Genomic DNA, 19,795 nt, shown 5'->3' on the forward strand with positions numbered 1-19,795 from the left:
GAACAAAAGTAGAACACGTTTCATTTTCGACGAAAAGTGACTATCGTCTCAGGAGGGCGCTCGGGTGGCCTCATCACGGAGGCACAGACCCGGCGTGTACGACGACAAGCGGAGGACATGAATGAAGACCAAGGGTGCGCTGCTGCGGGAACTCAACCAGCCGTGGGAGATCGAGGAGATCGAGATCGGCGATCCCAAAGCGCACGAGATCAAGATCCGGATGGAAGCAGCCGGGATGTGTCACTCCGACCATCACCTCATGACCGGTGGCATCCCGATGGCGGGCTTCCCGATCCTCGGCGGTCACGAGGGTGCGGGCGTCATCGAGGAGCTCGGCGAGGGCGTGACCGACTTCGAGGTCGGCGACCACGTGGTCCTCTCGTTCATCCCGTCGTGCGGCAAGTGTCCGTCGTGTCGATCGGGTCTGGCGAACCTGTGCGACTTCGGCGCCATGCTCCTGCAGGGAGAAGCAGTCTCCGACAACACGTTCCGTATCCACACGGCGAAGGGTGAGAACGTCTATCCGATGACGCTCCTCGGTACGTTCGCTCCGTACATGGTGGTGCACGAGGCGTCGGTGGTGAAGATCGACAAGGACGTTCCGTTCGAGGTGGCGGCGCTGGTCGGGTGCGGTATCCCCACCGGCTACGGATCGGCCACCCGCAGCGGCGACGTGCGCCCGGGCGAGGACGTGGCAATCGTCGGTGTCGGCGGTGTCGGAACCGCGGCACTGCAGGGTGCGGTGATAGCGGGCGCGCGCAACGTCTTCGCGATCGATCCGGTCGAGTGGAAGCGCGAACAGGCGCTGAAGTTCGGTGCGACCGCCGCCTTCGCGTCGATCGAGGAGGCCGCGGGCGCGATCGCCGAGACCACGCACGGTGCCATGTGCCAGAAGGTCATCGTCACCGTCGGTGAGGTACACGGCAAGGACGTCGACAGCTGGATGGGTATCACCGCCAAAGCGGGTACGTGTGTGCTGACCGGCATGGGCAACATGCTCGAGACGGACGTGACGCTGAACCTGTCGATGCTCACCCTGCTGCAGAAGAACCTGCAGGGCACCATCTTCGGTGGCGCGAACCCGAAACTCGACATCCCGCAACTTCTTTCGATGTACAAGATCGGCAAGCTCAACATCGACGACATGATCACCCGGCAGTACCGACTCGACCAGATCAACCAGGGCTACCAGGACATGCTCGACGGCAAGAACATTCGCGGCGTCATCCGCTACACCGACGAGGACCACTGAACTCGACGCAACGGTAACGTGGGATGTCGTGAGTGTTCTCGACGCCCTCGACTCCTGGCCGGTCGACAATGTCGCCGCCGCGATCATCACCACGGACGGAGTGGTCGCACACGGCGACACCGCTCAGGTCTTCGAACTCGCCTCGGTCACCAAGCTTCTGGTGGCCGAGGCGATTCTCGTTGCCGTCGAGGAGGGGGCCGTCGAACTCGACGACGCCGCGGGCCCTCCCGGTGCGACCATCGCGCATCTCCTCGCCCATGCGTCAGGGCTCGCGTTCGACAAGCGTGAGGTCGAGGCCCCGGTGGGGGATAAGCGCATCTACTCCAGCGCCGGGTTCGAGGTGCTCGCCGAGGTCGTCGAAACGGCAACGGACATCCCCTTCGCCGACTACCTGGCCGAGGCGGTCTGTGCGCCGCTCGGACTCTCGTCGACGACGCTCGACGGACCCGCTGGGCACGGTGCGCGATCGAGCGTCGACGACCTCGCCGTTTTTGCGGCAGATCTCTTACAACCGCGCCTGCTCTCGGCGGAACTCGCCGAGAGCGCGCACTCGGTGTGGTTCCCGGGGATCGACGGTTTCGTACCCGGATACGGCAAGCACAGGCCGAACGATTGGGGACTGGGCTTCGAGATCCGCGCGCACAAGTCGCCGCACTGGACCGGAACACGCAACTCGCCGTCGACCTTCGGTCACTTCGGCCAGTCGGGTACTTACTTGTGGGTCGATCCGGAACTGGCTGCCGCGTGCGTCGTACTGACCGACCGGCCATTCGGTGCGTGGGCGAAACCGCTGTGGACGGAGTTCAACGACACGATTGTTGACACTCTCGTCGCCGACGAGTGAGACGTCCGCCGATGCGCCGACGGCCAAAGTTGTGAATCAGTAATTCACATCAATCATCTCCGGAAACTAGCGCAACACGTACAACATCAGGCACAATAAACAACACGAGTGTGATATCCGCTGTCGTGAGGTGTGTTGGGGAAGACGTTCCTCGTCGACAACGGAGGTGAACAAGGTGCGCAATCTGAACCAGTTTGCGGACATGACGACCGGAGTGGTGTACATCCACTCAGCGCAGGCTGCGCTGTGCCCGCACGTGGAGTGGGCTCTGTCGTCAACCCTGAATGCGCGGGCCAACTTGAAGTGGTCCGCGCAAGAAGCCGACCCCGGCATGCAACGGGCGACCGTTGACTGGACGGGACCGGTCGGCACTGCTGCGCGCCTGGCGAACGCCCTTCGCGAGTGGTCGTCGCTGCGCTTCGAGGTGACCGAGAATCCCAGTGAGGGCGTCGACGGAGAACGCTTCAGTTATGTACCCGGTCTGGGCTTGTGGCGGGGATCGACGAGCGCCAACGGTGATGTGATCATCGGCGAGATGCAACTGCGCTCACTCATCGAGGCCCAGCCGGACAGCGCGGGACTCGCGGGTGAGCTCGAAGCCGCGCTCGGTACCGCCTGGGACGACGCACTCGAGGCCTACCGCATGGGCGGTGCGGGGGCAGAAGTGACCTGGCTGACGCAACGCGTCGGTTGACTCCACACGGCGGTTGGTGAGCAACCTCCGATCACCAACCCCGACACCGGATTCGGCCCCGGCAGATCACTGCCGGGGCCGAATCGTGTTCGAGGGGTGCGCCGCCCGTCGGCGCGACGGGCGAGCCGAGACTAGAGCGGGATGTTCTTGTGGCGTCCGCGCCGAGCAGGTGCCGTCGCGAGGGCCTGTGTGATGATGCTCCTCGTCTTGGCGGGGTCGATGACCTCGTCGACCACACCGATCGACTGGGCGCGGTCGAGTCCGCCCGCGATCTGTTCGTGCTCGACGGCGAGCCTGTCGTGGAGTGCGTCGCGTTCGTCTTCGGGAGCGGCTGCGAGAGCCTTCTTGTGCAGGATGCCGACGGCGGCCTTGGCGCCCATGACCGCGACCTCGGAACCCGGCCACGCGAAGACTGCGGTAGCGCCGAGTGAGCGCGAGTTCATCGCGATGTAGGCGCCGCCGTAGATCTTGCGTGTCACCAGGGTCACGCGGGGGACCGAGCATTCGGCGAACGCGTGCAACAGTTTTGCGCCGCGTCGAACCACGCCGTTCCATTCCTGACCGACGCCCGGAAGGTAGCCGGGAACGTCGGTGATGACGACGAGCGGGATGCCGAAGGCGTCGCAGAGACGTACGAATCGAGCGGCCTTCTCGGCACTCTCGGAGTTCAGGCAGCCGCCCATGCGCAGCGGGTTGTTCGCGACGACGCCGACGCTGCGTCCGGAGAGTCTGCCGAAGCCGACGACGATGTTGGGAGCCCACTTGGCTTGCAGCTCTTCGAAACTCGAGATCTCTGTATCGCCGTCGGCAGCACGCTGCGTGTCGAGGAGTGCGTGGACGATGGGGTGGACGTCGTAGGCGCGTCGCGGTGATTCTGGTAGCAGGGCCTGTAGGTCGGAATCGCCCGCCTCTGCCAGGTCACGATCGAAGAGTCCTTGCTTGCCGAACGTCGAGACGAGTCGTCGTGCGCGCCAGTACGCATCGGACTCGGAGTCGGCGGTGATGTGACTGACGCCCGACTTCTTGCCGTGGGTACGTGGTCCGCCGAGGGACTCCATGTCGACGGATTCGCCGGTCACGCTGCGGACGACGTCCGGGCCGGTCACGAAAACGCGACCCTCCGGCGCCATGATCACCACGTCGGTGAGCGCGGGTCCGTAGGCGGCCCCGCCCGCCGCGAACCCGACGACTACCGAGATCTGCGGAACATAACCCGACGCTCGGACCATGGCCTCGAACACGCCGCCGACAGCGTGCAATGCCTCCACGCCTTCGGCGAGGCGAGCCCCACCCGAGTGCCAGATACCCACGACGGGAGCCTGTTCGGCGATCGCGGTGTCGATGGCGTTGACGATGTGCGCGCACCCGACGATGCCCATCGCTCCGCCCATGACGGTGCCGTCGGTGCAGTAGGAGACCGTACGGACGCCGTGGACGAGGCCGATGGCGGCCTGGACGCCGGACGTGTCACGCGGATGGAGCAGCGTGAGAGTGCCCTCGTCGAAGAAGTTGGTCAGGCGCAGCATCGGATCGCGTGGATCGACGGAGTCCTGGTGGCCGGTGATCGGGGCCAGTGTGGTCATCGATGTCTCCTACTGCCGCGGTGCCGGGAAGACCGGCCGCGACGTCGACGACGGGAATGCCGGCTGGGACATGGTCGTCGTCGACGTCGCGGTCGTCGGAGTGGTGATCAGTAACGCCCGATGGCGAGCGCCACGTTGTGGCCACCGAATCCGAACGAGTTGTTCAGGGCGTAGTCGATCTGCCCATAACGTGCCTCGCCGTGCACGACGTCGATGTCGCCGCACTCGGGATCGAGGTTCTCCAGGTTCAGCGTCGGCGGGATCACGCCCTCTTCCACGCTCTTGATGGTCAGCACCGACTCCAGCGCACCAACCGCACCGATCGAGTGACCGAGCGCGGACTTCGGCGCATAGATGGCGGCGTGATTGCCGACCGCCGCAGCGATCCCCGCAGCTTCGGCGGTGTCGCCGATGGGGGTCGAGGTGGCGTGAGCGTTGATGTGGGTGATGTCGGAGGGTTGCAGCCCCGCCGTCTGGATTGCACGGGCCATGGCTCGAGCGTTGCCCTGACCGCTCGGGTCGGGTGCGACCAGATGGAATCCGTCGGACGTGATACCCGAGCCCAGGATGCGTGCGTGGATGTGCGCCCCGCGTGCCCTGGCGTGGTCTTCACGCTCGACGATCAGCATCGCCGCGGCTTCGCCGAAGACGAAGCCGTCACGATCTTTGTCGAACGGGCGCGACGCTGCTGCGGGGTCGTCGTTGCGGGTGCTCATCGCGCGCATCATCGAGAAAGCCGCGATCGGGATCGCATCGATGTGGCCTTCGACGCCGCCGGTGACCACCATGTCGGCATCGCCGAGCACGATGTGCCGCCACGCGTGGGCAATCGCCTCGGCCCCCGACGAGCACGCCGAGACCGGGGTGATGACACCGGCGCGGGCGCCGACGTTGAGACCGACAACTGCAGCGGGACCGTTCGGCATCGCCATCGAGACGGCCAGCGGGGAGACCTTGCGGTAGTTGCCCGACTGCTCAATCGCCTTGACGGCGTCGACCATGGCGTCGCCGCCACCCTGGCCGGTGCCGATGACGACCGCCAGGCGGTCGGGATCGACCTCGGGCTCGCCTGCCTGCGCCCAGAGCCGCTTACTCATCACGTGAGCGATCCGCTCGACGTAGGCCATGCGGCGGGCCTCGACCCGGGTCACCTCTTCTGCGGGGTCCTTGACCATGCGGCCACCGACGCGGCAGGGGAGCTCACCGTACTTCGTGACGAAATCGTCCGTGAGTTGCCGAATGCCCGTCTCGCCTGCGAGGAGACCTTTCCAGGTCGAATCGAGGTCCTCACCGAGGGAGGTCGACGCAACCATCGACGTGACCACCACGCTGGGGAAGTTGCCCCCCAGCGTGGAGTAGTCGCGGAGCGATGAGGTCACGAGCCGGCTTTCTGATCCGCCTCGACCTGGGCCTGGATCGCTGCGGCAGCTTCGGGGTTCTCGGACTCCAGCTTCTGGATGTACGAGACGGCGTCACCGACGGTGCGCAGTCCGGCGAGATCCTCGTCGGGGATCTTCACGCCGTACTTGTCCTCGGTCTGCACGGCGATCTCGACCATCGACAGCGAGTCGATGTCGAGGTCGTCGACGAACGACTTCTCCATGGTCACCTCGGACGGCTCGATGCCGGTGACCTCTTCGATGATCTCGGCGATGCCGGCGATGAGTTGTTCCTGGGTGGCAGCCACTGTGTGGTTCCCTTCGTTGTACTGGTGAATGTGAATGACTCCGGAACACCGCGAGCGTCGGCCCGCAGGTGTTTGGACCACCGGTCAATCCGGTTTCCGGGGGTCGCGGGGTGAGCGCGACCGCTATCCAAGCTCTAGATCTTGTCGAGGTCGGCTGGCACCTTGAGCGCGACGGACGGAACGCCCTTGAGTTCGCGCTTGGCGATGCCGACCAGAGTCCCCGCCGGGGTCAGCTCGACGATGCTGTCGGTGCCCGCTTCCCGGAGGTACGCCGAGCACAGATCCCACCGCACCGGTGAGGTCACCTGCTCGACCAGTTTGTGCAGTGCTTCAGCGCCTGTGGTGACCGGCTGTCCGTCCGAATTCGACAGCAGGGTACGGGTGGGATCACCCGGAGTGATGGACTCGGCAGCCTTGGCGACGGCGTCGCGGGCAGGCGCCATGAATCGCGTGTGGAACGCGCCGGCCACGGCGAGCTTGCGCGTCCGCGCCTTCTCCGGAGGGTTCGCGATGAGTTCGTCGATCGCCGCGACGTCGCCCGCGGCGACGATCTGGCCCACGGCGTTGCGGTTCGCAGGCACCAGGTCGAGCTCGTCGAGACGAGCGAGCACCTCCTGCTCGTCTCCGCCGAGAACCGCTGCCATCGTGGTCGGTTGGAGCGAGCACGCCTTGGCCATCTCCGCGCCGCGGACCGCGGCCAGCGTGACCGCCTCGTCGAACGTGATGACGCCGGTGATGGCCGCTGCGGCGAGTTCGCCGACCGAGTGGCCTGCGACCACTGCGTCGGCGGACAACTCGCGGCTCTTGGCGTACTCGTTGTACGCGAGGAGCGCGCTCGCCACGACCAGCGGCTGGGTGACGGAGGTATCGGTGATCTCGTCCGCAGTGGCCGTCGTGCCCAGGCGCTCGAGGTCGAGTCCTGCCAGTTTGGACCAGATGGCCAGCTGGTCACGCGCGCCGGGAAGCTCCAGCCAAGGAGTCAGCATGCCGGGTGTCTGTGAGCCCTGTCCGGGCGCTAGCAAGGAAAGCACGTGACCAGAGAACACCTTTTGTGGCGGAAGTGTGGGTGTCGAGGCCAATGAACCTTCACGGCAGATTTTGTAGGGTTCCCACAATGGTGACCTGAGTGGCTATCCCATCGTCACCACTCTGAGATTCGTTACACAAATGTGCCCATATGGCATCTGCCTGCGAAAACGGTACGGGAGTCCTGTTAACAGTGTTTCTCATGTGGCTCGTGACGACGTTTCGTTCTTGAAGTGTGTCAAACGACCTACTGTCGCTGCTATGCGAAGTACATAGCCATCTCGGGAGTGTGTTGGATCACGTCCGGTCAGTTCGGCGATCTTCTTGAGTCGATAGCGAACAGTATTTGGATGAATGAACAGTTCGCGTGCGCACGCTTCAACCGACCCGCCCGCATCGAGATAGGTCTCGAGTGTGGTCGCCAAAGTAGGGCCGCCCTTGGCAAGCGGTCGGACGAGCGTGTCGATGAGCGCAGTGATCGCCGAGTGGTCACCGTTGAGCGCCCGTTCCGGCAGCAACTCGACGCTGTGCACCGGACGGGGAGCGTTCGGCCAACCGTCCACCGCCGCCATCGCCGCCATGGCCTCGGTGGCGCTCGCGTGGGCGGCAGTGAGATTGGGCATCGTGGGGCCGATCACCACGGGAGCGTCGGCGAAATGGCCGAGGAGTGCCAACCCGAAGTCGTCGCTCGTGACGATCGGACCGCTGACGATCGCAACCAGCATCGATCCCTGCACCACCGAGAGTGCTGCACGGTCGTACTGCTTCGCGGTGTTGTGGATCGCGAGGGGCACCGACACGTTCTGTTCGGGCGGTGGTGCCCCGATGATGACTGTCGCGGGTGCATCCGAATCCCAGTTGAGCGCCGCCGCGCGCGACATCAGCTGAGGTCCGCTGTCACCGCGGACGACAGCGTCGACGACGAGCGCTTCGAGCCGCGAATCCCAGGCACCTCGGGATTCGGCGGCCGACGCGTAGATGGACGCGGCAGCGAAGCCGATCTCACGCCCGTAGCGCAGCACCGATTCGGTCAGCGCGCGCAGCTGCGCATCGTTGCGGGCGAGCAACGGTAGCCACTTCTCGAAGAATTCCATCGCCACGCGGACCATCTCGACGGTCTGCAGCAGCGAGATACGTCGGGCGAGATCCTGCGGGACCACCTGGAACGCCTGCACCGTGAATTTGACGTTGCCTTCCGGGTCCTGAATCCACTCCACGAAGTTCACGACTGCGGTTTGAACGACCAACTGCACACTCGCGCGCTGCGCGGCGTCGAGATCGGAGAAGTACGGCAATTGGTCGGCCATGGAGTGCACGGCCTCGGTGGCCAGTCGTCCGCTGTATTGCTTGACGCGACGCAGCAGCGTGTCGGGTAGGGCGTCGTGGACGGTTGCCGGCGCGGGCACATGAGCACCCCGCGCGCCGAACACATCGGCGGGCGGGGGCGTCATGCTGGGCTCGGACACATTCTCAATGTAGTCACCGCCCGCGGTGATGTCGGCCCCCGACGGCGGACGGGTTGTCCGCCGTCGAGGCAGGCGACGCTCAGGCGCTACCGGTGTCGGCGTAGGACACTGCGGCCGCGTGGACGTCGGTGATCTGGTACTTGTCCGCGGCTTGCGCGGCCGTCGAGAACGGTATGTTGCCGTCACGCGCCAGCCCGACCAGGGTCGCGACCACGATCGACTCGGCATCGACGTTGAACACCCGACGTGCTGCCGGCCGCGTGTCGGAGAATCCGAATCCGTCCGTGCCGAGTGTCAGATAGGTCCCTGGCACGTAAGCGCGGATCTGCTCCTGGACGCCGCGCATGTAGTCACTTACCGCGATCGACGGGCCGACGGTATCTGCAAGCACCTCGGTCAGGTACGGCTGCGGGTGCGTGACGCCGGGTTCGCGAACGACGTTGCGGTCGAACGCGATGCCGTCGCGGGCCAGTTCTCCCCACGACGTCACGGAGTAGACATTCGCTCCGACCCCCCACTCGTCGGCCAGGAGCTGAGCGGCCTTCAATGCGTCGGGCATCGTCACGCCCGAGACCAGGATGTTGGCGTAGAGACTCTTGTCCGACGGCGCCTGCTGGTAGAGGTAGATGCCCTTGAGCACGCCGGCGACGTCGAGGTTCTCGGGTTGTGCCGGCTGCGAGATCGGCTCGTTGTAGACCGTCAGGTAGTAGTAGATGTTCTCCGGTTCCTCGCCGTACATCCGGCGCAAGCCGTCGTCGACGATGTGCGCGAGCTCGTAGGCGAACGCCGGATCGTAGGAGACCACCCCGGGGTTCGTGGCCGCGAGTAGCGGGGAATGCCCGTCGGCGTGTTGGAGTCCCTCGCCGGTCAGCGTCGTACGGCCCGCCGTCGCGCCGATGATGAACCCGCGGGCCATCTGATCGGCCGCCGCCCAGAAGCTGTCGCCGGTGCGCTGGAAACCGAACATCGAATAGAAGATGTACAGCGGGATCATCGGCTCGTTGTGCGTTGCATACGACGTGCCGACAGCAGTGAACGACGCCGCCGATCCGGCCTCGTTGATGCCCTCGTGCAGGATCTGACCTTCTGGGCTCTCCCGGTAGGCGAGCATCAGGTCGGCGTCGACCGAGGTGTAGAGCTGGCCGAACGGGTTGTAGATCTTCAGTGTCGGGAACCAGGAGTCCATCCCGAACGTACGCGCCTCATCCGGGATGATCGGCACGATTCGGCCACCGATCTCTTTGTCGCGCAACAGATCTTTGAAAACACGGACCAGTGCCATCGTGGTGGCGACCTGCTGCTTGCCCGATCCCTTGGCCATCGTCTGCAGCATCCGTCCGGTATCGGCCTTGAGTGCCTTCGGCGCTGTGTGTCGGTTGGGCATGAACCCGCCGAGCGCGTTTCGTCGCTCGATCATGTACTCGATCTCGGGTGCGTCGGATCCCGGCGTGTAGTACGGCGGCAGGTAGGGATCGGCTTCGAGTGTTTCGTCGCTGATCGGGATCTCGGTGTGGTCGCGGAACGCCTTGAGATCGTCGAGGGTCAGCTTCTTCATCTGGTGGGTGGCGTTACGGCCCTCGAAGTGCGGACCGAGCGTGTAGCCCTTGATCGTGTGCGCGAGGATGACGGTCGGTTGGCCCTTGTGCGCCATCGCTGCCGCGTAGGCGGCGTACACCTTGCGGTAGTCGTGTCCGCCGCGGTGGAGATTCCAGATCTGATCGTCGGACCAGTCTTTGACCAGTTCCTTGGTGCGGGGATCACGGTTGAAGAAGTGCTCGCGGATGTAGGCGCCGTCGTTGGCGCGGAATGTCTGGAAGTCGCCGTCTGCGGTCGCATTCATCAGATTGACCAGCGCGCCGTCCTTGTCGTTGTGGAACAGCGCATCCCACTCGCGGCCCCATACGACCTTGATGACATTCCATCCCGCACCGCGGAAGAACGACTCGAGTTCCTGGATGATCTTGCCGTTGCCGCGCACGGGACCGTCGAGTCGCTGCAGATTGCAGTTGACCACGAAGGTGAGGTTGTCCAGCGCATTGGTGGCGGCCAGCTGCAGGAGCCCGCGCGACTCCGGCTCGTCCATCTCACCGTCGCCGAGGAATGCCCAGACATGCTGGTCGGAGGTGTCCTTGATGCCGCGGTGGTGCAGATACTGGTTGAAACGAGCCTGGTAGATGGCGTTCATCGGACCCAGGCCCATGGAGACGGTCGGGAACTGCCAGAAGTCGGGCATGAGACGGGGGTGCGGATACGAGGGCAACCCGCCGCCGAGGCCTGCGTGACTGTGTTCCTGGCGGAAGCCGTCCAAGCGGTCGGCACTGATCCTGCCGACCAGGAAGGCGCGCGCGTAGATCCCGGGCGATGCATGTCCCTGGATGAAGACCTGGTCGCCGCCACCGGGATGGTCGAGTCCGCGGAAGAAGTGGTTGTAACCCACCTCGTAGAGCGACGCCGACGATGCGTACGTCGAGATGTGACCGCCGACGCCCACGCCCGGCCGCTGCGCCCGATGCACCATGATCGCGGCGTTCCAGCGAATGTAGTTGCGGAACCGTCGCTCGATCTCCTCGTCACCGGGGAAGTACGGCTCGTTCTCGGTCGCGATGGTGTTGACGTAGTCGGTCGAGGTCAGCGCCGGAATCGATACTCGGTTCTCACCCGCGCGTTCGAGTAGGCGGAGCATCAGGTAGCGCGCGCGTGCAGGACCTTGTTCCTCGACGAGCTTGTCGAATGACTCCAGCCATTCGCTGGTTTCCTCGGGGTCGTTGTCGGGAAGATACGACGCGACGCCTTCACGGATGACGCGTACCCCGGCGTTCTGCTGGCTGCCCTGCTGGTTCGACTCTGGCCGGTCGGTCGGCGCGGCTTCGGTCGCGCTCGGGACGCCGGTGCTGTCGGTGCTGGCTGCCTGTTCGGTCACGGTGATGCCCACTCCTACGTTCGGCCGGGACACGGTGGTGCTCGGCATGACGACAATTGGCGACGAGGTGCGTTGGGTGTGTGCAGACTCCATCGTCCACCTCACATCGTGCCCCATGTCACGTGTATTGGCACCGGTCACCCACTGTCGTGTGGGGGATTCGCTTCCCACCTGCGGTAGCGTTTCGGTGTTTGGTGCCAGAAGGTGGAGCGGCGTCGGGGGAACGGCCGTAGGGGAGACATGACGAGACGAACGGCGCGACGGATGATCGGCGCGGGACACAGACGGGGTCGGCGTGGTCCGACAGAGGCCCCTCGTGGGCCGATCGCCCGTGCGACGGGGATGTCTCTGACGTTGATCGCGGCGACGACGCTGCTGATCCTGCAGGGCTGTTCTTCTGTGCAGGGCAGTGCCGGACCGGGCCCGGGCGAGGCGGCGGCCTACCAATCAGAACTGTCGACGTCGCGGGCGGCGCAATCGGCGAAGGCGGGTGCCGAACTCTGCGGCGAGTCGACGAAGGCGATGGTGGTGATGCTGCGCGGGTACAACGCGTTCATCGCGGGGTTGAACGCGAAGCAGTCCTACGACAAGATCGGCGATCTCGGCGACAGGGCCCGTGCCGCGCTCATCGCGGGAACGGACATGGTCCGACCGAAACAGACCGCCGAGGTGCCGGATGATCTGGCAGGCGTCGTCGCGTCGTTCGTTGCGAGTAGTGGCGCCCTGGGGGATGTGATCGGGCGTCGTCAGACCGCAGGACTCAATGCGGCATCGACGACGTGGACCGATGACAGGAGATCGGTTCTCGACGTGTGCCGCACCTACCTGCCCGCGCCGCCTGCGACCTCCGCCGTCCAGACGCCGTCATCGAGCTCGCCGAGTGACCCGAATCGCCAGACTCCGAGCGCGCCGTCGCCCACACCAACCCGGTGAGTGTCACCACGTGCGTCGAACGTGTCGATGTTGGTGCGTGGAGTCTCCTCGTGTTGCACTGAGGTCCATTACGCTGTCCCCTAAGCTGAGAAGCGCAATAAGATCTGACAACGTACCCGTAGGAGGTCGACACGCGGTGGTAGCCGCCACAGGGGGCAATGGCTCCGAGGGCAGCAACGCCCAGAAACTCGGGTTCGCGCCCGGAATGGTGGTGCAGGAGCTCGGTTGGGACGAGGACACCGACGACGATCTGCGCGCCGATATCGAGGACGCGATCGACGCCGAGATGCTCGATGAGGATGCGATCGACGTGGTCGACGTCGTATGGCTGTGGTGGCGGGACGACGACGGCGATCTGGTGGATCGCCTGATGGACGCCATCACACCGCTCTCCGACGAGGGGTACGTCTGGGTCGTGTCACCCAAGACCGGCAATCCCGGGTACGTCGATCCGAGTGACATCGCCGAGGCCGCCCCGACAGCGGGACTCACACAGACCAACGTCGTGAGTCTTGGTGAGTGGTCGGGTTCGCGACTGGTGCAACCGAAGGCCCGGCCCGGAAAGCGGGCATGAGCGACGACTCGACCCCCGAGGTGTCGACGGTTACTCGTGCCTCGGATTCATCGGTCGCCGACCTGTCGTCCCAGCGATCGCACTGCGTGTTGTCGGTCGGCTCTCTCGCACCGGATTTCGAGCTACGCGACCAGAACAACCAGCGGGTCCGTCTGTCGCAGTTGCTCGGCGACCGTCAGGTGTTGATCGTCTTCTTCCCACTCGCATTCACCGGCACCTGTCAGGGTGAGCTCGGGTTCATCCGCGACCACTATCACCGTTTCGTCAACGACGACGTCGCTGTCGTCACTATCTCGGTCGGACCACCACCGACCCACAAGGTGTGGTCGGCGGCGCAGGGCTTTCTGTTCCCGATCCTGTCCGACTTCTGGCCACATGGCGAGATCGCACGGGCCTACGGGGTGTTCGACGAGAAACGCGGGTTCGCGCAGCGCGGTACGTTCCTCGTCGGGCGCGACGGCCGAATCGTGTTCTGCGACATCGTCGGACCCGGTGAGGCGAGAACCGAATCCCATTGGGAGATTGCACTCGGCGCGGTCGCTACTCAGTGACCCGCGCCGCGCCCGCTTCACTACGAGGTGGCGCTGCGCAGGACGACGACCGATCGTGCTCGCACGTGACACCGCCCGGCGACGAGGGTTGACGGGTCGTCGGGAGCGAAGGTGTCGACGACGACGCTCCACCGGTGTTGTGCGAGATGGGGTGCGAGGGTCACGTCGATTCCGTGCCACCAGCCGTTGAACAGTACGACGAAGAGGTTGTCGGCCAGAGTTCTCGTCGCGCCCGAGGATTCGGGTGGTGCGACCGCCCACACGAGCGCTCGCGCGCGCGGGTCCCGCCAGTCGTCGTCGGTCATCGCCGTGCCGTCGGGTGTGAACCAGTCGGGAGTGTCGGCGCGTGCGACCGCTGCTCTGCACAGCGCACTGTGCCCGTGGCGCAGCGCGATGAGGTCGCGTGTGAAAGCGATCAGGTTCTCGTCGCCCGAGGTCCAGTCGAACCAGCTGATCTCGTTGTCCTGGCAGTAGGGGTTGTTGTTGCCGCGTTGGGTGCGTCCGCGTTCGTCCCCGCCGAGCAGCATCGGTGTGCCTGCGGAGAGCAACAGGGTTGCGAGCATCGCGCGTGCTTGCCGACGGCGCAACTCGACGATCGCGGGGTCGCTGGTCGGTCCCTCGGCACCGCAGTTCCACGATCGATTGTCGTCAGTGCCGTCGGAGTTGTGGAAACCGTTGGCCTCGTTGTGTTTACGGTCGTAGGAGACGAGGTCGCGCAGCGTGAAGCCGTCGTGCGATGTCACATAGTTGACCGACGCCGCGCGGCGTCGGTCAACTATGTGTGGGTCATGGGTGCGGCCACCGAACACGTCGGCCGAGCCGGTCAGGCGACGGGCCAGAGGGGCGAGCATGCCCTCGTGGCTGCGCCAGTAGTCACGAACGCAGTCGCGGTAGCGGTCGTTCCACTCGCCCCACTCTTGACCGAACGCTCCGAGTTGGTGACTGTCGTTGCGGCCCACATCCCACGGCTCCGCGATCAACCGCACCCGGGACAGGATCTCATCCTGGCCGAGCACCCGCAGGAACGTCGCCGCCGGGTCGAAGGTGCCGCCATCGTGCTCGACCCCGCGCCGGGCAAGCGTCGGTGCGAGGTCGAACCGGAAGCCGTCGACTCCCAGCGACACCCAGTAGCGCAGCGAGTCAGTGATCATACGCAACGTGGTCGGATGGGTCACCGCAACGGAGTTGCGGCATCCGGTGGTGTCGACGTACGAACCGTCCTCGGGGTCGAGGACGTAGTACGCGCGATTGTCGAGTCCGCGGTGGCACAGGGTCGGGCCCGAGCCGTCGCCCTCGGCGGTGTGGTTGTAGACGATGTCGAGGATCACCTCGATCCCGCCATCGTGCAGGGCGTCGACCATGTCGCGGAACTCGGCGACCGTCTCGGCACCGCGCCCTGCGCGTTCGGCGGCCGAGTAGTCGTTGTGCGGTGCGAAGAAGCCGATGGTGTTGTAACCCCAGTAGTTCGTCAGATGGTGCGAGACGAGTTCGGGTTCGGCAACGCTGCGATGTACGGGCAGGAGTTCGACCGCATTCACGCCGAGCGAGCAGAGGTAGTCGATCGCCGCGGGATGTGCGAGCCCGGCGAACGTACCTCGCAGATCGTCGGGTATGTCCGGGTGCGTCATGGTGAATCCGCGTACGTGCAGCTCGTAGATCACCAGTTCGGACGCCGGCCGTCGCGGACCCGCAGTCACTGCGGGCCGGCGACGCGGGCCGGGTGGGAGCGGATCGACGACGACGCTGCGCGGGACGAACGGGGCCGAGTCGAGCGTGCTGGGCATCGCGGGGGCGTCGACGTCGTGGTCGAGGACTGCGTCGCAGTACTCCACCCCGCCGACGATGCGCCGGGCATAGGGATCGAGGAGGAGCTTGGTCGGGGTGTAGCGCAGCCCACGGTCGGGTGCAAAGGGACCGTCGACCCGGAACCCATAGCGGGTCCCTGCGCGCACACCCTCGACGAACCCGTGCCATACATCGACCTCGCGCCCGGGAAGCGCGAGGCGTGTCTCCGCACCGGCGTCGTCGAAGAGGCAGAGCCACACCGCATCTCCGCCTGAGCTCACCGCGAAGTTGGTGCCCCGGTCGGTGACGGTTGCTCCGAGTGTCGACGGGTCCCCGGGTCGGATGGTCCCGGTCATCGGGATCCCTTCTCGTCGAATGAGCGCGGTGGCAGGCGCGCGTGCAGATGTCGCTGACGGTGACGATACGTCAGACCGGCCTTGGTCGTGGTGCTCGCAGGTTGCGCCGCGACGAAGGCCCGCTGTGCCGGAGTGGTCTCTGGTACACCGGACACATGAGCGCTCCTCTGATCGAACTCAATTCAGGTGTCGAGATCCCGCAGCTCGGGTTGGGCGTATGGCAGGCGACGTCGGACGAGGCGGAGCAGGCGGTCCGTTTCGCGATCGACGAGGCCCACTATCGGCATATCGACACGGCGGCGGCCTACGGGAACGAGTCGGGTGTCGGAGAAGGTATCGCGTCGTCGTCGGTGCTGCGGGCGGACGTGTTCCTCACGACCAAACTGTGGAACGCCGACCACGGCTACGAGCGCGCGCTCGCGGCCGTCGACACCAGCCTGCGGACGCTGGGCACCGACTACGTCGACTTGTATCTGATCCACTGGCCGCTGCAGGACCGAGATCAGCTGATGCGAACCTGGGACGCGATGGAGAAGATCCTCGCCGACGGCAAAGCGCATTCGATCGGGGTGTGCAACTTCGAACCGCACCACCTGCAGGCGCTCATCGATCGAGGTGGGGTGCTCCCCGCTGTCGACCAGGTGGAACTGCACCCGCACCTGCAGCAGCGTGAACTCCGGGAGTTCGCGGGGGAGCACGGAATTGCGATCGAGTCCTGGAGTCCGCTCGGTGGAACGTCCGGATCGGGGTGGGGGCCGAATTCCAAACCCAACACGGTCTTGTCCAATCCGACCATCGGCGACATCGCCGCCAAATACGGGCGCTCACCCGCCCAGATCGTCATCGCGTGGCACATCAGGTCAGGCCTGATCGTGATCCCCAAGTCGGTGCATGACGACCGGATCAAGCAGAACATCAGCGTGTTCGATTTCGAACTCGACGACGAGGACATGGAGCGGATCGCATCGCTCGACAGTGGTGAGCGGGTCGGTATGCATCCCGACGACATGAACCTCGACGCGCCGAGTTGAGTCGAGCGGTCGTCGAGCGTCAATCGCTGACGGAGCGGCCTGTGCGCTCAGCTGGTGTGCGAGCTCACTCGCACGCGATGCCGTCGCCGTCACGGTCGAGGCGCGTCGAGTACCCGGGCTGCCCGCGACGAAGCGGCGCGGCGCCCGCGGCGCGTGCCTGTGAGCAGTTCGCATATGCCACGCTCGACGGCCCCGGTTGCGACTGCTGGGGAGCCGGGACGATTGGCCGCGGCGCTGGGGTGACGGGAGCGGCATCGGGTGCATCACAGTTCGACAGGATGCGGATCATCGCCTGTTTCTCGGCCGCAGTCACCCAGAGGTGATAGACGGCCTTGACCTGGATCTGCCGCTCGACGTAGGTGCATCGGTACGCCTTGTTCGGTGGCAGCCACGTCGCTGCGTCGCCTGCCCCCTTGGCCTGATTGGTCGGCCCGTCGGTGGCCTGCAGATTGCGCGGATCGTTCGCCAGATTCCGACGCTGCTCAGCCGAGAGTTGTTGCGCGCCCTTCTGCCACGCGTCGGACAGCGCCACGACATGGTCGATCTGCACCTTCGACGACGTGCTGGCGCCCCGCGTGAACGGTATCGACGTGCCCGTGTACGGATCGTCGAGCGTGCCGGACATCACGACGCAGCCGTGGGTGTTCGGTTTGAGTACGACGTCGGTCAGGTCTCGTCGGAGGATGTCGTTGCGGGTATCGCAGCCGTTGTGCCCATCGGCGACCGTGACGTCGTCGGACCATGCCTGTCCGAACTGCGAACGCGAGTACCCGGTCTTCGGTGCGCGTCCCTTCACCTGGAGAGTGTCGAGCGTCGTCCATGCACTCGAGGCCGCGACCTGTGAGGGGGCGGCTGGTGCCGGCGCAGCCCAGGCGGTCCCGGCCTCGGCGGCGGGCAGTAAGGTCCCGGCCACGGCAACGGTCACCGCGACGGGCCACACGAAGTCGATACGACGGGAACCGCGTCTGTTCAGCATGAGCGAAACGTATCAGGCGCCACCGACAATCTTCGTGGTGCGCGGGAATTCCTATGCGGGGGAAGGGAGAGGTGAGTGCGCGCAAAGGGATTCGAACCCCTGACCGCTGGTGTGTAAGACCAGAGCTCTACCGCTGAGCTATACGCGCTCGACGCGTCACCATCGAGGCCGCGCGTCAACACACGAATCTAGCCGGTCGGTGGGTCGGAACCCAAACCGCGGCGGTACCGATGGTCTGCGACCCACATGTGCTCGCTGCCCGGTGACGTCAGTCCCGATCGGTTGCGTCGCATACTCAGTTGAAGATCGGCGGCAGTGCGAACAGCACGATCGTCGACCACACGACATGGGTGCAGACCGGCGCGACGATGCCGCCCGTGCAGCGGCGCAGCACCGCGCACAGGCTGCCGAGCAGTATGGCCGCGAACCCGAGCATCACGTTTCCGCTGGCCAGTGTCGCGATGACGTAGACGACCGTCGACACGAGGATGGGATGGTAGGGCCGTACGGCCGAGTACACGGCGCCACGGAAGAACAGTTCCTCGGCTGCACCGTTGATGAGGGTGATCGCCGTGACGACGCCGATGCTGCCGTAGTCGGCGAACGCGAGGACCTGGCTGACGAGATCGCTGAGCGGGGGGATCAGGCGGGTGAGGAAAGCGCCGACGACGAAGACCGCACCCAGCGCGGCTCCGGCGATCACCCCGAGCCAGACCGCGTTGGACACCGATCCCGCGGAGCGGTCGAGGGAGAACCGACCGGCGGGGAGCGGGCCGGTGACCACGGCGCCGACGATCCAGGTCGCGGCGAGGCCGAGTGTGAGCGGGTAGAACGCGGTATCGCCGGGGGTGACCGACAGCGACACCCCGAGCAGGGCGGCGCCGAGGAGAACGAAGGCCAGTACGCCGAGACGACGTCGAGTCGAGTACAGCGGAGCGTCGATGTTGCGGTCGACGGAGACGGCGTCGCGGAGCCGCGCCACCGACGGCGGCAGGGACGTCGTCGCCATCAGGTGAGAAGTCGTCCGAGTATGCGGCGACCGATGAGCGCGACACCCGCGGCCGTCCCGACCACTCCCACGAGAGCGCCGACGGCTGTGCGGCGCGCGCGTAACCAGTCTCCGCCTGCCCAGTCGGGATCGGTGTCGGCGAGGTGGTGCAGATCGGCCAGTTCCGAGACCGGGCGCGGATACGGGGAACCGACGGCCGAGCGGATGGCCTCACGCATGGGCGTCAGTCCGCCCGCGGGAGCGGGCACGAACTCCTGGATGCGGTGCTCTGAGGCACGCATCGGGTAGCGCAGGGAGGTGACCAGCTCTTCGGTGAGAGATGCCGGGGCGGGAGTGACGATGCCCCCGACCTTACCTGCCAGCCGCGTGGGGATCGACGGGAGCGGGATGCGCGCACGTGGCATCCGGATCGCGCGCAGGTACTCGTCGAGAATCGAGCGATAGACCCCGGTATCGGGGCCCGCGATGTCATACGAACCGGCGGGAAGCGAGGGGTCGGCTGCGGCGACGAGGTAGTGGATCACGTCGCGGATGGAGATCGGGTCCATCGGATTGTCCATCCACCCCGGCTCGGGAATCACCGGAAAGCGGTCGGCGAGGTAACGCAGGATCTCGAACGACGTCGAGCCGGCGCCGAGGATGACCGCCGCGCGCAACCACACGAGTTCTGCGCCGTCGTCGATGGCGAGCCCTTCACCGACGTCGGCGCGGCTGCGCAGATGTGCCGACATCTCGTCACCGTCGGGTACGAAACCGCCGAGGTAGATGATGCGCTTCACGCCGAGGTTGCGTGCCGCCTGAGCGACATTGCGCGCTGCCGCACGGTCGCCGTCGGCGAAATCGGCCTGCCCGATGCCGTGTACGAGGTAGTAGATCGCATCGACCGGCTGCCCGTCCGAGCTCGCGGCGTCGAGGGCGGCGCGCACCGAGTCGGCGTCGTTGACGTCCATGTCGACGGCGCTCACCTCGTCAGCCCATCCGTACTGCGCCAGTCGCTTCGGTGAGCGCGACGCGACGACGACGTCGTGGCCTTCGTCGAGAAGTGCTTGAACGAGTCGTGAGCCGACGTATCCCGTGGCGCCGGTTACCAATAGCCGCATTTGCGCAA

The 19,795-nt window shown here is 65.7% G+C and carries 17 protein-coding genes and 1 tRNA gene; 7 read left to right on the forward strand and 11 right to left on the reverse strand.

Annotated features, from left to right (window positions below; all coding sequences use genetic code 11):
* Window positions 1-121 precede the first annotated feature (121 nt).
* From LK459_RS18870 to LK459_RS18880, 3 genes are all read left to right on the forward strand, one after another.
* Window positions 122-1,252 carry an NDMA-dependent alcohol dehydrogenase gene (locus LK459_RS18870; RefSeq protein ID WP_007237697.1) on the forward strand — a complete coding sequence of 377 codons (1,131 nt, stop codon included), beginning with the start codon at window positions 122-124 and terminating at the stop codon, window positions 1,250-1,252.
* Between the two features lie 28 nt (window positions 1,253-1,280).
* Window positions 1,281-2,096, forward strand: a complete 816-nt coding sequence (locus tag LK459_RS18875) for a serine hydrolase domain-containing protein (protein ID WP_007237698.1) — start codon at window positions 1,281-1,283, stop codon at window positions 2,094-2,096.
* 175 nt (window positions 2,097-2,271) lie between these two features.
* Window positions 2,272-2,790, forward strand: coding sequence for a DUF3145 domain-containing protein (locus LK459_RS18880; protein ID WP_007237699.1), 519 nt, complete (start codon window positions 2,272-2,274; stop codon window positions 2,788-2,790).
* Window positions 2,791-2,921: 131 nt separating this feature from the next.
* Here LK459_RS18880 and LK459_RS18885 read toward each other — a convergent pair whose 3' ends face one another.
* The 6 genes from LK459_RS18885 to aceE form a co-directional block, all read right to left on the reverse strand.
* The gene (locus LK459_RS18885) at window positions 2,922-4,373 is read right to left on the reverse strand and encodes an acyl-CoA carboxylase subunit beta (RefSeq protein ID WP_227920033.1); all 1,452 of its coding nucleotides are present in this window, start codon (window positions 4,371-4,373) and stop codon (window positions 2,922-2,924) included.
* Between the two features lie 107 nt (window positions 4,374-4,480).
* The gene (locus tag LK459_RS18890) at window positions 4,481-5,752 is read right to left on the reverse strand and encodes a KasA/KasB family beta-ketoacyl-ACP synthase (RefSeq protein WP_227920035.1); all 1,272 of its coding nucleotides are present in this window, start codon (window positions 5,750-5,752) and stop codon (window positions 4,481-4,483) included.
* A complete protein-coding gene (acpM, locus tag LK459_RS18895; RefSeq protein WP_005180631.1) occupies window positions 5,749-6,060 on the reverse strand; it encodes a meromycolate extension acyl carrier protein AcpM in 312 nt (103 codons plus the stop codon). Before acpM ends, LK459_RS18890 begins: the two co-directional genes overlap by 4 nt.
* Window positions 6,061-6,194: 134 nt before the next feature.
* Complete coding sequence (locus LK459_RS18900; RefSeq protein WP_227920040.1) at window positions 6,195-7,091, reverse strand: ACP S-malonyltransferase; 897 nt, start codon at window positions 7,089-7,091, stop codon at window positions 6,195-6,197.
* Window positions 7,092-7,286: 195 nt separating this feature from the next.
* Window positions 7,287-8,537, reverse strand: coding sequence for a PucR family transcriptional regulator (locus LK459_RS18905; RefSeq protein WP_007237703.1), 1,251 nt, complete (start codon window positions 8,535-8,537; stop codon window positions 7,287-7,289).
* 94 nt (window positions 8,538-8,631) lie between these two features.
* Complete coding sequence (gene aceE / locus LK459_RS18910; protein WP_227923860.1) at window positions 8,632-11,520, reverse strand: pyruvate dehydrogenase (acetyl-transferring), homodimeric type; 2,889 nt, start codon at window positions 11,518-11,520, stop codon at window positions 8,632-8,634.
* A gap of 294 nt (window positions 11,521-11,814) precedes the next feature.
* On the opposite strand from aceE, the gene LK459_RS18915 reads away from it, so the two are divergent.
* The 3 genes from LK459_RS18915 (at window position 11,815) to LK459_RS18925 (ending at window position 13,530) form a co-directional block, all read left to right on the forward strand.
* Window positions 11,815-12,405 carry a hypothetical protein gene (locus LK459_RS18915; protein WP_227920042.1) on the forward strand — a complete coding sequence of 197 codons (591 nt, stop codon included), beginning with the start codon at window positions 11,815-11,817 and terminating at the stop codon, window positions 12,403-12,405.
* Window positions 12,406-12,541: 136 nt separating this feature from the next.
* Window positions 12,542-12,979, forward strand: coding sequence for a DUF3052 domain-containing protein (locus tag LK459_RS18920; protein ID WP_007237706.1), 438 nt, complete (start codon window positions 12,542-12,544; stop codon window positions 12,977-12,979).
* Window positions 12,976-13,530: a peroxiredoxin gene (locus LK459_RS18925; protein ID WP_322590794.1), complete on the forward strand. Its 555-nt coding sequence runs from the start codon at window positions 12,976-12,978 to the stop codon at window positions 13,528-13,530. Before LK459_RS18920 ends, LK459_RS18925 begins: the two co-directional genes overlap by 4 nt.
* Window positions 13,531-13,550: 20 nt before the next feature.
* Here LK459_RS18925 and glgX read toward each other — a convergent pair whose 3' ends face one another.
* Complete coding sequence (gene glgX / locus LK459_RS18930; protein WP_227920043.1) at window positions 13,551-15,671, reverse strand: glycogen debranching protein GlgX; 2,121 nt, start codon at window positions 15,669-15,671, stop codon at window positions 13,551-13,553.
* 155 nt (window positions 15,672-15,826) lie between these two features.
* Between glgX and LK459_RS18935 the strand changes: the two genes are divergently transcribed.
* Window positions 15,827-16,702 carry an aldo/keto reductase gene (locus tag LK459_RS18935; protein WP_227920045.1) on the forward strand — a complete coding sequence of 292 codons (876 nt, stop codon included), beginning with the start codon at window positions 15,827-15,829 and terminating at the stop codon, window positions 16,700-16,702.
* Window positions 16,703-16,766: 64 nt separating this feature from the next.
* On the opposite strand, the gene LK459_RS18940 is transcribed toward LK459_RS18935, so the two are convergent.
* From LK459_RS18940 to LK459_RS18955, 4 genes are all read right to left on the reverse strand, one after another.
* Window positions 16,767-17,678: a GmrSD restriction endonuclease domain-containing protein gene (locus LK459_RS18940; RefSeq protein WP_227920046.1), complete on the reverse strand. Its 912-nt coding sequence runs from the start codon at window positions 17,676-17,678 to the stop codon at window positions 16,767-16,769.
* 76 nt (window positions 17,679-17,754) lie between these two features.
* Window positions 17,755-17,826: transfer RNA gene (locus LK459_RS18945), tRNA-Val, on the reverse strand.
* 147 nt (window positions 17,827-17,973) lie between these two features.
* A complete protein-coding gene (locus LK459_RS18950; protein WP_227920048.1) occupies window positions 17,974-18,687 on the reverse strand; it encodes a CPBP family intramembrane glutamic endopeptidase in 714 nt (237 codons plus the stop codon).
* On the reverse strand, window positions 18,687-19,787 hold the full coding sequence (locus LK459_RS18955; RefSeq protein ID WP_227920049.1) for an SDR family NAD(P)-dependent oxidoreductase: 1,101 nt from the start codon (window positions 19,785-19,787) through the stop codon (window positions 18,687-18,689). Before LK459_RS18955 ends, LK459_RS18950 begins: the two co-directional genes overlap by 1 nt.
* Window positions 19,788-19,795 lie beyond the last annotated feature (8 nt).

Origin of the sequence: Gordonia otitidis, from assembly GCF_020735545.1 — a bacterium.
Lineage (GTDB): Bacteria > Actinomycetota > Actinomycetes > Mycobacteriales > Mycobacteriaceae > Gordonia > Gordonia otitidis.

What these genes read in the sequence shown, in the direction of transcription:
- LK459_RS18950 (WP_227920048.1), bottom strand. Translation starts at nt 18,687, where the DNA reads ATGGCGACGACGTCCCTGCCGCCGTCGGTGGCGCGGCTCCGCGACGCC.
- glgX (WP_227920043.1), bottom strand. Translation starts at nt 15,671, where the DNA reads ATGACCGGGACCATCCGACCCGGGGACCCGTCGACACTCGGAGCAACC.
- LK459_RS18940 (WP_227920046.1), bottom strand. Translation starts at nt 17,678, where the DNA reads ATGCTGAACAGACGCGGTTCCCGTCGTATCGACTTCGTGTGGCCCGTC.
- LK459_RS18915 (WP_227920042.1), top strand. Translation starts at nt 11,815, where the DNA reads ATGTCTCTGACGTTGATCGCGGCGACGACGCTGCTGATCCTGCAGGGC.
- LK459_RS18905 (WP_007237703.1), bottom strand. Translation starts at nt 8,537, where the DNA reads ATGACGCCCCCGCCCGCCGATGTGTTCGGCGCGCGGGGTGCTCATGTG.
- LK459_RS18955 (WP_227920049.1), bottom strand. Translation starts at nt 19,787, where the DNA reads ATGCGGCTATTGGTAACCGGCGCCACGGGATACGTCGGCTCACGACTC.
- aceE (WP_227923860.1), bottom strand. Translation starts at nt 11,520, where the DNA reads ATGCCGAGCACCACCGTGTCCCGGCCGAACGTAGGAGTGGGCATCACC.
- LK459_RS18870 (WP_007237697.1), top strand. Translation starts at nt 122, where the DNA reads ATGAAGACCAAGGGTGCGCTGCTGCGGGAACTCAACCAGCCGTGGGAG.
- LK459_RS18935 (WP_227920045.1), top strand. Translation starts at nt 15,827, where the DNA reads ATGAGCGCTCCTCTGATCGAACTCAATTCAGGTGTCGAGATCCCGCAG.
- LK459_RS18925 (WP_322590794.1), top strand. Translation starts at nt 12,976, where the DNA reads ATGAGCGACGACTCGACCCCCGAGGTGTCGACGGTTACTCGTGCCTCG.
- LK459_RS18885 (WP_227920033.1), bottom strand. Translation starts at nt 4,373, where the DNA reads ATGACCACACTGGCCCCGATCACCGGCCACCAGGACTCCGTCGATCCA.